Origin of the sequence: Streptomyces sp. NPDC047022 (genome assembly GCF_040644155.1) — a bacterium.
Classification (GTDB): Bacteria; Actinomycetota; Actinomycetes; order Streptomycetales; family Streptomycetaceae; genus Streptomyces.
This window is the reverse complement of the sequence record NZ_JBEYVV010000001.1, coordinates 272,460-284,316: the sequence shown is the minus strand read 5'-3', so window position 1 is coordinate 284,316 and position 11,857 is coordinate 272,460. Positions and strand designations below refer to the sequence as shown.

The following is an 11,857-nucleotide window of genomic DNA, read 5'->3' as shown; positions in this document are numbered from 1 at the left end:
ACCCGAAGCCGGGGCCGGACGACGTCCGGACAGTGTCCGGACGAGGTCCGAACGGTGCCCGGACGAGGTCCGAACGGGGCCGGATCAGGTCCGGTGATCCGATCATCTCCGCTGGGGGTCGCGGTGACGGGGTGGTGCCGGACCCCTTCGCTAGTCGGGGTCTATCTCCGTCAGCAGGCCCGTCTTCACATCGAAGACGAAGCCGCGTACGTCATCGGTGTGCAGCAGGAACGGAGAGGTGCGCACCCGCTGCATCGACTGCCGTACGTCCTGTTCGACGTCGCGGAAGGCCTCGACCGCCCAGGCGGGCCGCTGGCCGACCTCCATCTCCAGGTCGTGCCGGAAGTCCTCGGTCAGGGACTGCATGCCGCAGCCGGTGTGGTGGATCAGGACGACGGCGCGGGTGCCGAGCGCCCGCTGGCTGATGGTGAGGGAGCGGATGACGTCGTCGGTGACGACACCGCCCGCGTTGCGGATGGTGTGACAGTCGCCCAGTTCGAGTCCGAGCGCACGGTGCAGGTCGATGCGGGCGTCCATGCAGGCCACGACCGCCACGCGCAACACCGGGCGGGCGTCCATCCCGGGATCGGTGAACGCGGCGGCGTAACGCTGGTTGGACTCGACGAGCCGATCGGTGACGGAGCCGAGTATGGCGCCTTCGGGGCCGGTGGGTACGGATGCGGAAGTCGTCATACCCATGACGGTACTGGTCACGCGCGGTCTCGGCCTGCTGTGAGAGTGGACAAAGAACGACACGGGCGCTTGTTGTGACGGACCCCACACGGGTGGCGGGTGTCTGCCGGACGGATGAATCCTCCCGCGATCGGGTGTCATGGAGCCCGGGCACGACGCGCAGGCCGGTGACGGGCCGGTTGATTGACCGCAAGACAGGGTGGACTAAAGTGACGCGAAGCGGGAGACGAGACGCTCTCCCAGCGGACTGTTCACCCGGAGGGACCAGCGGCGCGCCGGTTTCTCCCCGCGTGCGCGGCGCGTACGTACGGCTCGGCCTCCTCCTTCCCGCGGTCGGCTGACGCTTCCGGCGCCGGCGGGCCTCCCCTTCGCGGGGGCGTTCCGGGGAGGGGCGAACCGGCCGTACCAAGTGGCCGTGCCGGATCTGAGAGGCCCCCTTGAGCCAGAGACGACACGTGCCCGTCATGCTCCAGCAGTGCCTGGACATGCTGGCCCCGGCTCTCGCCGAGCCGGGGTCCGTCGTCGTCGACTGCACCCTCGGGCTCGGCGGCCACAGCGAAGCCCTGCTCACGCGCTTCCCCGACGTCCGGCTCGTGGCGCTGGACCGCGACAAGGAGGCGCTGCGCCTGTCCGGGGAGCGGCTCGCCCCCTTCGGCGAGCGGGCGAATCTGGTGCACGCCGTCTATGACGAACTCCCGGACGTGCTCGACCGGCTGGGCCTGCCGAAAGTCCAGGGAGTGCTCTTCGACCTCGGCGTCTCATCCATGCAACTGGACGAGGCGGAGCGCGGTTTCGCCTACGCGCAGGACGCCCCCCTCGACATGCGCATGGACCAGACGACCGGCATGAGCGCCGCCGAGGTCCTCAACACCTACCCGGCGGGCGAACTCGTACGGATCCTGCGCGCGTACGGCGAGGAGAAGCAGGCCAAGCGGATCGTGTCCGCGATCGTGCGCGAGCGTGAGAAGGAGCCGTTCACCAACAGCGCACGGCTCGTGGAGCTGATCCGGGACGCGCTGCCGCAGGCGGCCAAGCGCACCGGCGGCAACCCGGCCAAGCGCACGTTCCAGGCCCTGCGCATCGAGGTCAACGGCGAACTCGCCGTTCTGGAGAGGGCGATCCCCGCCGCGGTGAAGGCGCTCGCCGTCGGCGGCAGGATCGCCGTCCTCTCCTACCATTCGCTCGAAGACCGCCTGGTCAAGCAGGTGTTCGCGTCCGGAGCCGCGACCACCGCGCCGCCCGGACTCCCGGTCGTCCCCGAGCGCTACCAGCCCCGGCTCAAGCTCCTCACCCGTGGTGCCGAACTTCCCACCGAGGAAGAGGTCGCCGTCAACCGCCGGGCCGCCCCGGCGCGGCTGCGTGGCGCCGAGAGGATCCGTGAGGACGCCGAGTGAGCCGGACGAAAGGGGTGAGTGAGTGAGCAGAAAACCCGAACTCAAGGGGCGGGCCGCCCGGCTCGCCCGGCTGATTCCCGTCGGCGGCGGCAGCGGCGCCGCCCGCACCCCCTTCGTCCTGCTCGTCGTCCTGCTGCTCAGCGGCGGACTCATCGGTCTCCTCGTGCTGAACTCCGCGCTCAGCGAAGGGGCCTTCCAACTCGACGACCTGCAACGGCAGAACAAGAGCCTCACCGACGAGGGGCAGGCCCTCCAGCGGGACGTGGACGGCTACTCGGCCCCCGACGCGCTCCAGCGCCGGGCCCATGAGCTCGGCATGGTCCCCGGAGGCGACCCCGCCTTCCTCAATCCCGACGGCACCGTCAAGGGCGTTCCCTCGCCCGCCGCCGCGCAGCCCGCGGAGAACACCGCCGAAGCCGCTCCGCCCCCCGAGGCACTCAGCCCCGCCCTGAATCCGCCCATGGTGCTCGCCCCCACCCTCAACGCCGCCGGGACGCCCGGCGCGTCCCCGGACACGAGCGCGAGCGGGAACGTGAGGGTGCCTCTCTCCTCACCGCTCTCCTCCCCGGCGACGAGCCGCAGCCCGGCCGCGAGCCCCCGGACCGCCGACCGCCCCCCGGCGGCAAGCCCCAGGACCGCTCCCTCATCCACCCCGTCCGCACGCCCCTCCACGACCCCCGGCAGGTGACGGAAGTGTCCGACAGGGAAGCGCCACGCCGTCGCGTGCCCGGCCCCGCGCGCCCCGCGCGCCCTGACCCCCGGCGCCGTTCGGGCCCCGGCCCCCGTCCCGCGCGCCGCCCGGCCCCGGCCCGCGCCGCCGCCGCGCGCAGCATCCGGCTCGGCAGCCCCCGCCCCCGGCTGCGCATGATCAGCCTCGCCCTGACCCTCACGCTGGCCGCCTTCGTCGTACGGCTGCTCCAGGTGCAGGCCGTGGACGCGAGCACCTACACCGCCAAGGCCGACCTGAACCGGTACGTCGGCCGCACCCTGGCCGCCGAGCGCGGCGAGATCACCGACCGCAACGGCGTCGAGCTGGCCGGCAGCGTGGACGCGTACGACATCACGGCCGACCCGACGCTGTTCACCCAGAAGGCGACCGGGATCCCCGACGCCCCCGAGCAGGCCGCCGCGTTCCTCGCCCCGATGATCGGCCAGGACGCCGCCACGGTCACCAAGAAGCTCAAGACCCCGCGCACCCGCTACGTCCTGCTGGCCCACCGCCAGACCCCTCAGGTCTGGAACCAGATCAAGGACCTGAAGAACACGCTCATCGCCAAGGCGAGGACAAACAGGACGACCGTCAACGTCCTCGCCGGCGTCCTCGCCGAACCCACCACCAAGCGCGTCTACCCCAACGGCGATCTCGCCGCCGGGATACTGGGCTGGGTCAACGCCGACGGCAAGGGCGGCGGCGGTATCGAGCAGCAGCTGAACAAGGAACTGGCCGGCAAGGACGGCAAGATCCGCTACGCCCAGTCGGGCGGCCGTCTCGTGCCCACCGCGGGCTCCGCCGAGACGCCGGCCGTGGCTGGCTCCGACATCGAGCTGACCATCGACCGCGACATCCAGTGGGCCGCCCAGAACGCCATCACCCAGCAGGTGAAGGCTTCCCGGGCGGACCGCGGCTATGTGGTCGTGCAGGACACCCGGACCGGGCAGATCCTGGCCCTGGCCAACTCGCCCGGCTTCGACCCCAACGACCTCTCCAGGGCCAGCGCCTCGGCCCTGGGCAACGCGGCGGTCCAGGACGCCTACGAGCCCGGCTCCACCGCCAAGCTGATGTCGATGGCCGCCGTGCTCCAGGAGAACGTCGCCACCCCGATGACCCATGTCACCGTGCCCAACCGGCTGCACCGCGGTGACCGGCTCTTCCAGGACGACGTCGACCACGGGACCTGGTCCCTGACGCTCAACGGCGTCCTCGCCAAGTCCAGCAACATCGGCACCATCCTGGCGACCGGCCAGCTGGGCAAGACGCAGGACGAGGCCGACCGGGTCCTGTACTCGTATCTGCGCAAGTTCGGCATCGGCAGCCCCAGCGGACTCGGATTCCCGGGCGAGACGAGCGGCATCCTCGCACCGCCCGCCAAATGGTCCACCTCGCAGCAGTTCACGATTCCTTTCGGCCAGGGCTTCTCCATCAACGCGGTCCAGGCCGCGTCGGTCTACTCGACCATCGCCAACGGCGGCGTGCGTGTCGAACCCACGCTGGTGCGCGGCTCCAAGGGCGCCGACGGACGGTTCGCCCCCGCGCCGAAACCCAAGGAGACCAGGGTCGTCAGCGACAGGACGGCGAAGACCCTCGCCCAGATGCTGGAGTCGGTCGTGGACGACGGGCAGGGCACCGGGATCAAGGCGCGCATCCCCGGCTACCGGGTCGCGGGGAAGACGGGTACGGCCAACCGCGTGGATCCGGCCACCGGGAAGTACCGCGGATACACGTCCTCCTTCGCCGGGTTCGCCCCCGCGGACAACCCCCGTATCACCGTCTACTGCGCCATCCAGAACGCCACCAAGGGCAGCTACTACGGCGGCGAGATCTGCGGCCCCATCTTCCAGCAGGTGATGGAGTTCGCCCTGAAGACCCTCCAGGTCCCGCCCACCGGCGCGGACCCCGCGAACCTGCCCGTCACGTTCACACCGTGACGGCACCGACACGATCAGTACTACGGGAAAGACCTACCAGGAACGGCTCGTGACAACGATCACCCCCGACCCCGGGAACCACACCCCGCCTTCGCCCTCGCCCACCGGTCATCCGCCCCCACCCGAGCCGGACCACGCTTCGCGCGGGCACCTTTTTAGCTCCGGCGGGGGTACGCCCGGTACGCTCACCGCCGTGCCACACGCTGATCAGTCCCCCACCACCCAGAAGGGCGCTTCCGTGACATACCCGGGACCGCCGCGACCGGTCCACGTTCCCGCCACGCCCCTCGGGGACCTCGCGGATCAGCTGGGTGTCACCACGCCGCGAAGCGCCGCCGAGGTCACGGGCATCACCCACGACTCGCGCGCCGTCCGCCCCGGCGACCTGTACGCCGCCCTGCCCGGCGCCCGTCTGCACGGAGCCGACTTCGTCACCCAGGCGGCCGGTCTCGGCGCGGTCGCCGTGCTGACGGACCCCGCGGGCGGGGAACGCGCCGCCGCCACCGGCCTCCCGGTCCTGGTGGCCGAGGACCCGCGCGCGGTGATGGGCGAGCTGGCGGCCACGATCTACGGCCACCCGGGCCAGGACCTCCTCCAGATCGGCATCACCGGCACCTCCGGCAAGACGACGACGGCCTACCTCGTCGAGGGCGGCCTCAAGGCCACCCGCAGCACCGGGCTCATCGGCACCGTCGAGATGCGCATCGGCGACGAACGGGTCAAGTCCGAGCGCACCACCCCCGAGGCCACCGACCTCCAGGCGCTGTTCGCTCTCATGCGGGAGCGCGGGGTCGAGGCGGTCGCCATGGAGGTCTCCAGCCACGCGCTGGTCCTCGGCCGGGTCGACGGCTGCGTCTTCGACTTCGCCGTCTTCACCAACCTCAGCCCGGAACACATGGAGTTCCACTCCGACATGGAGGACTACTACCGGGCCAAGGCACAGCTCTTCACCGAACGGCGCAGCCGGGCCGGTGTCGTCAACTACGACGACGAACACGGCCGCAGGCTCGTGAAGGACGCCACCGTCCCCGTCGTCACCTACTCGGCCGAGGGCCACCCCGACGCCGACTGGCGCGCCGAGGACGTCAGTGTCGGGCCGATGGACTCCACGTTCACCGTGCTCGGCCCCAAGGGCGAGCGGATCTCCGCGAAGTCGCCGCTCCCGGGCCCCTTCAACGTGGCCAACACCCTCGCCGCGATCGTCGCCCTCGCGGTGGCCGGTGCCGACCCGCAAACCGCCGCCGACGGCATCGCGGCCGTGCCGGGCGTCCCCGGCCGGCTGGAACGCGTGGACGCGGGGCAGCCCTATCTCGCGGTCGTGGACTACGCCCACAAGACCGACGCCGTCGAATCGGTGCTGCGCGCGCTGCGCAAGGTCACCGAGGGCAAGGTGCACATCGTGCTCGGCTGCGGCGGCGACCGCGACACCACCAAGCGCGCGCCGATGGGCGCCGCCGCGGCCCGGCTCGCCGACACTGCCGTACTGACCTCCGACAACCCGCGCTCCGAGGACCCCCTCGCGATCCTCGCCACGATGCTCCAGGGCGCGGCGTCCGTTCCCGCGCACGAACGCGGCGAGGTGCAGGTCTTCGAGGACCGTGCCGCCGCCATCGCCGCCGCCGTCGCCCGTGCGCGGCCCGGGGACACCGTGCTGGTCGCGGGCAAGGGCCATGAGCAAGGCCAGGACATCGCCGGAGTGGTCCGTCCCTTCGACGACCGCCAGGTGCTTCGCGAAGCAATCCAGAACACTCAGGGATGAACTTGTGATCGCCCTCTCCCTCGCCGAGATCGCAGCAGTCGTCGGCGGGCAGATGCATGACATACCGGACTCGTCCGTTCTCGTCACCGGACCGGTCGTACGGGACTCCCGCGAGGTGGTGCCCGGCAGCCTCTTCGCCGCCTTCACCGGCGAGCGCGTGGACGGACACGACTTCGCCCCCGCGGTCGTCCAGGCGGGCGCCGCCGCTGTTCTGGCGTCCCGCCCCGTCGGCGTGCCCGCGATCGTCGTGGAGGACGTGCAGAGCGCGCTGGGCGCCCTCGCACGCCATGTCGTCCAGCGGCTCGGGGCGACCGTCGTGGCCCTCACCGGCTCCGCGGGCAAGACCAGCACCAAGGACCTGATCGCCCAGGTGCTCCAGCGCAAGGCGCCCACCGTGTGGACCCCCGGCTCCCTCAACAACGAGATCGGGCTGCCGCTCACCGCGCTCAGCGCCACCGAACAGACCCAGTTCCTCGTGCTGGAGATGGGCGCCCGAGGAATCGGCCACATCCGCTACCTCACCGGGCTGACCCCGCCCCGGATCGGACTCGTGCTCAACGTCGGCAGCGCCCACATCGGTGAGTTCGGCGGCCGTGAGCAGATCGCCCAGGCGAAGGGCGAGCTCGTCGAGAGCCTGCCCGCCGAGGCGGACGGCGGCGTCGCGGTGCTCAACGCCGACGATCCGTACGTACGGGCCATGGCGTCCCGTACGAAGGCCAAGGTGCTCCTTTTCGGAGAATCGGGCGAAGCGGATGTACGGGCCGAGAATGTGAGGCTCACGGACAACGGACAGCCTTCCTTCAGCCTTCGCACACCCTCCGGGTGCAGCGATGTGACCATGCGCCTGTACGGTGAGCACCACGTGTCGAACGCGCTCGCCGCGGCCGCCGTCGCCCATGAGCTGGGCATGTCCGCGGAAGAGATCGCCCTCGCGCTCTCGGAGGCGGGCTCCCTCTCCCGCTGGCGCATGGAGGTCACCGAGCGACCGGACGGCGTGACGGTCGTCAACGACGCCTACAACGCGAACCCCGAGTCCATGAGGGCCGCACTGCGCGCACTCGTGGCAATGGGCAAGGGGCGCCGGACGTGGGCGGTGCTCGGCCAGATGGCCGAGCTCGGGGACGAGGCGCTCGCCGAGCACGACGCGATCGGACGGCTCGCCGTCCGGCTCAACGTCAGCAAGCTCGTCGCGGTCGGGGGCAGGGAAGCGTCCTGGCTTCAACTGGGCGCATATAACGAGGGTTCGTGGGGTGAGGAGTCGGTGCACGTGTCCGACGCACAGGCGGCGGTCGACCTGTTGCGCAGCGAGCTGCGCCCGGGAGACGTCGTACTCGTGAAGGCGTCCCGGTCGGTCGGGCTCGAGAGCGTGGCGCAGGCGCTGCTCGAGACCGGTGCCGAGGGTGAGGTTGCCGCCCGATGATGAAGCAGATCCTGTTCGCAGGAGTCATTGGCCTCTTTCTCACCCTGATCGGCACCCCGCTGCTGATCAAGCTGCTGGCCCGCAAGGGCTACGGCCAGTACATCCGCGACGACGGACCGCGCGAGCACCACGCCAAGCGCGGTACGCCCACGATGGGCGGTATCGCCTTCATCCTGGCCACGATCGCCGCGTACTTCCTGTCCAAGGTGATCACGGGCAAGCCGCCGACGTTCTCCGGGGTGCTGGTCCTCGGCCTCATGGGCGGCATGGGCCTGGTCGGCTTCCTCGACGACTACATCAAGATCGTCAAGCGGCGCTCGCTCGGTCTGCGCGCGAAGGCGAAGATGGCCGGCCAGCTGACCGTCGGTGTCGCCTTCGCCGTGCTGGCCCTCCAGTTCGCCGACGCCCGGGGCAACACCCCGGCCTCCACCAAGCTCTCCTTCGTGCAGGACTTCGGCTGGACGATCGGCCCGGTGCTCTTCGTGGTCTGGGCGATCTTCATGATCCTCGCCATGTCGAACGGCGTGAACCTGACCGACGGCCTGGACGGCCTCGCCACCGGCGCCTCCGTGCTGGTCTTCGGCGCCTACACTTTCATCGGCGTCTGGCAGTTCCAGGAGTCCTGCGCCAACGCGCAGACCCTCACCAACCCGGCCGCCTGCTACGAGGTACGAGATCCGCTCGACCTCGCCGTGGTCTCCTCCGCGCTCATGGGCGCCTGCCTCGGCTTCCTGTGGTGGAACACGTCCCCCGCCAAGATCTTCATGGGTGACACCGGTTCGCTGGCCCTGGGCGGCGCGCTCGCCGGACTCGCGATCTGCTCCCGCACCGAGCTGCTGCTCGCGCTCCTCGGCGGCCTCTTCGTCCTCATCACCATGTCGGTGGTCATCCAGGTCGGCTCGTTCCGCCTCACCGGCCGCCGCGTCTTCCGGATGGCACCGCTCCAGCACCACTTCGAACTCAAGGGCTGGTCGGAAGTCCTCGTCGTGGTCCGTTTCTGGATCATTCAGGGCATCTGCGTCATCGTGGGTCTTGGCATCTTCTACGCGGGATGGGCAGCAGAGAAGTGACCGACTGGCAGGGAAAGCACGTCACCGTCGCGGGGCTCGGCGTCTCCGGCATCCCGGCGGCCAAGGTGCTGCACGGGCTCGGCGCGGTCGTGACCGTCGTCAACGACGGCGACGACGAGCGGGCCCGGGCGCAGGCCGCGGAGCTGGAGAAGCTCGGGATCACCGTGCGCCTCGGTGACGGCGCCACCCTGCCCGAAGGCACCGAGCTGATCGTCACCACGCCCGGCTGGCAGCCCGGCAAGCCCCTCTTCACGGCCGCGGCGAAGGCCGGCGTCCCGGTCTGGGGCGACGTCGAGCTGGCCTGGCGGCTCAGGGGCCCCGACGCGGCCCCCTGGCTCGCGGTCACGGGCACCAACGGCAAGACCACGACCGTGCAGATGCTCGCCTCCATCCTCGAGGCGGCGGGCCTGCGCACGGCCGCCGTCGGCAACATCGGCGTCTCGCTGCTGGACGTGGTCCTCGGCGAGGAGCAGTACGACGTCCTGGCTGTGGAGCTGTCGAGCTACCAGCTCCACTGGGCGCCCTCGCTGCGCGCGCACTCCGCCACCGTGCTCAACCTGGCGCCCGACCACCTCGACTGGCATGGCTCGATGGAGGCGTACGCCGCCGACAAGGGCCGCATTTACGAAGGCAACCGCGTCGCGTGCGTGTACAACGCCGCCGACAAGGCCACCGAGGACCTGGTGCGCGCCGCGGACGTCGAAGAAGGCTGCCGGGCCGTCGGCTTCACGCTGGGCACGCCGGGGCCCTCCCAACTCGGTGTCGTGGAGGGCATCCTGGTCGACCGCGCCTTCGTCGAGAACCGGCACAAGAACGCCCAGGAGCTGGCGGAGGTCTCCGACGTCAACCCGCCCGCCCCGCACAACATCGCCAACGCCCTTGCCGCGGCGGCCCTAGCGCGTGCCTTCGGGGTGCCCGCCACCGCCGTTCGGGACGGCCTGCGGGCCTTCACCCCGGACGCCCACCGCATCGCGCATGTGGCCGACGTGGACCAGGTCGCCTACGTGGACGACTCCAAGGCCACCAACACCCATGCGGCCGGGGCCTCGTTGGCCGCGTACGAGTCGATCGTGTGGATCGCGGGCGGGCTCGCCAAGGGCGCGGTCTTCGACGAACTGGTCGCCGGGGCGGCGAAGCGGCTGCGGGGCGTCGTCCTCATCGGCGCGGACCGCGGGCTCATCCGTGAAGCCCTCGTGCGACACGCCCCCGAAGTCCCCGTGGTCGACCTCGACCGGGCCGACACTGGGGCGATGCGTGAGGCTGTGCGGGCGGCACAAGGGCTCGCGCGGGCCGGTGACACGGTGCTGCTGGCTCCCGCCTGTGCGTCCATGGACATGTTCGCGAACTACAACAAGCGCGGGGACGCGTTCGCCCAGGCGGTTCGCGAACTCGGCGCGGGCGCCTGACGGCGGGTCTCGGCCACGGCGGGCGCTTCGGGACCCTTTGGAGGGACGCGTGACTCGGATGTGGCCGGGGTTTCGCCGGCGGGTGCCCCCGGTGGCGCCGCTCTCCCACGGCGTGGCGAGGTGAGCGGTGGCATCCAGTAGCCGTGCCCTCCAGGGGACCCCCAAACGCCCCTCAGGCTCCCGTCCGCGGCGCGAGAACCCCGTCACCCGGCTCGTCGCGCGTCTTCGGCGCGCCTGGGACCGTCCGCTCACCGCCTACTATCTGATCTTCGGCGGCAGTCTGCTGATCACCGTGCTCGGCCTGGTGATGGTCTACTCGGCCTCCCAGATCACCGCGTTGCAGATGTCGCTGCCCGGGTCGTACTTCTTCCGCAAGCAGTTCCTCGCCGCGTGCATCGGCGCCGTGCTGCTGCTGACCGCCTCCCGCATGCCCGTGAAGCTGCACCGGGCGCTCGCGTACCCGATCCTGGCGGGCGCCGTCGTTCTGATGATCCTGGTGCAGGTGCCCGGGATAGGGGTGGCCGTCAACGGCAACCAGAACTGGATCTCACTCGGAGGCTCCTTCCAGATCCAGCCCAGCGAGTTCGGCAAGCTCGCGCTCGTGCTGTGGGGCGCCGACCTGCTCGCACGCAAGCAGGACAAACGCCTGCTCGCCCAGTGGAAGCACATGCTGGTGCCGCTGGTCCCCATGGCGTTCCTGCTGCTCGGGCTGATCATGCTGGGCGGCGACATGGGCACCACCATCATCCTGACCGCGATCCTCTTCGGACTGCTGTGGCTGGCCGGCGCGCCCACCCGGCTGTTCACCGGGGTGCTGAGCATCGCCGTGGTGCTCGGCGCCATCGCCATCAAGACCAGCCCGCACCGCCTGGCCCGCCTCAACTGCATCGGCGCCACGGACCCGGGTCCGGGTGACCAGTGCTGGCAGGCCGTGCACGGAATCTATGCTCTGGCCTCCGGTGGAATCTTCGGTTCCGGCCTCGGCGCGAGTGTGGAAAAATGGGGTCAACTGCCCGAAGCGCACACCGACTTCATCTTCGCCGTCACCGGTGAGGAACTGGGCCTCGCGGGGACGCTGTCGGTGCTCGCCCTCTTCGCGGCTCTAGGCTATGCGGGTATCCGCGTGGCCGGACGCTCGGAGGACCCCTTCGTGAGGTACGCCGCGGGAGGCGTGACGACATGGATCATCGCTCAGGCGGTGATCAACATCGGTGCGGTGCTCGGACTGCTTCCGATCGCCGGAGTCCCCCTCCCGCTGTTCTCCTACGGGGGATCCGCCCTGCTGCCGACCATGTTCGCCATCGGGCTGCTGATCGCCTTCGCGCGCGACGAGCCCGCTGCGCGGGCGGCGCTTGCGATGCGGCAACCTCGCTTTGGTAGAAAGCGGGCGGGAGGCCCTCGGGGGCCTCGGAGATGGAACACGATGCGACGGCGTGCCTCGGCGGCGCGCTCGTCCGGAGAGCGGTGAA

9 protein-coding genes are annotated in these 11,857 nt (G+C 70.7%); 8 read left to right on the top strand and 1 reads right to left on the bottom strand.

The genetic code is table 11. The features are described 5' to 3' along the window. Positions 1-150: 150 nt before the first annotated feature. On the bottom strand, positions 151-693 hold the full coding sequence (locus ABZ845_RS01280) for a carbonic anhydrase (RefSeq protein ID WP_360971608.1): 543 nt from the start codon (positions 691-693) through the stop codon (positions 151-153). A 437-nt stretch (positions 694-1,130) separates the two neighbouring features. Here ABZ845_RS01280 and rsmH point away from each other — a divergent pair, with 437 nt between their 5' ends. From rsmH to ftsW, 8 genes are all read left to right on the top strand, one after another. Next, a complete protein-coding gene (rsmH, locus tag ABZ845_RS01275; RefSeq protein ID WP_360971605.1) occupies positions 1,131-2,087 on the top strand; it encodes a 16S rRNA (cytosine(1402)-N(4))-methyltransferase RsmH in 957 nt (318 codons plus the stop codon). A 22-nt stretch (positions 2,088-2,109) separates the two neighbouring features. Continuing rightward, positions 2,110-2,775: a septum formation initiator family protein gene (locus ABZ845_RS01270; RefSeq protein ID WP_360971602.1), complete on the top strand. Its 666-nt coding sequence runs from the start codon at positions 2,110-2,112 to the stop codon at positions 2,773-2,775. Between the two features lie 5 nt (positions 2,776-2,780). Further along, entirely contained in the window at positions 2,781-4,733 is a 1,953-nt protein-coding gene (locus ABZ845_RS01265) for a penicillin-binding protein 2 (protein ID WP_360971599.1), read from the top strand. 238 nt (positions 4,734-4,971) lie between these two features. Next, positions 4,972-6,492, top strand: coding sequence for a UDP-N-acetylmuramoyl-L-alanyl-D-glutamate--2,6-diaminopimelate ligase (locus ABZ845_RS01260; protein WP_360972420.1), 1,521 nt, complete (start codon positions 4,972-4,974; stop codon positions 6,490-6,492). A 4-nt stretch (positions 6,493-6,496) separates the two neighbouring features. Then, complete coding sequence (murF, locus tag ABZ845_RS01255; protein ID WP_360971596.1) at positions 6,497-7,912, top strand: UDP-N-acetylmuramoyl-tripeptide--D-alanyl-D-alanine ligase; 1,416 nt, start codon at positions 6,497-6,499, stop codon at positions 7,910-7,912. Then, positions 7,909-8,982, top strand: a complete 1,074-nt coding sequence (gene mraY, locus ABZ845_RS01250) for a phospho-N-acetylmuramoyl-pentapeptide-transferase (protein ID WP_360971594.1) — start codon at positions 7,909-7,911, stop codon at positions 8,980-8,982. Before murF ends, mraY begins: the two co-directional genes overlap by 4 nt. Beyond that, positions 8,964-10,388, top strand: coding sequence for a UDP-N-acetylmuramoyl-L-alanine--D-glutamate ligase (gene murD, locus ABZ845_RS01245; RefSeq protein ID WP_360971591.1), 1,425 nt, complete (start codon positions 8,964-8,966; stop codon positions 10,386-10,388). Before mraY ends, murD begins: the two co-directional genes overlap by 19 nt. Before the next feature lie 127 nt (positions 10,389-10,515). Continuing rightward, entirely contained in the window at positions 10,516-11,856 is a 1,341-nt protein-coding gene (gene ftsW, locus ABZ845_RS01240; protein WP_360971588.1) for a putative lipid II flippase FtsW, read from the top strand. Position 11,857: the final 1 nt, after the last annotated feature.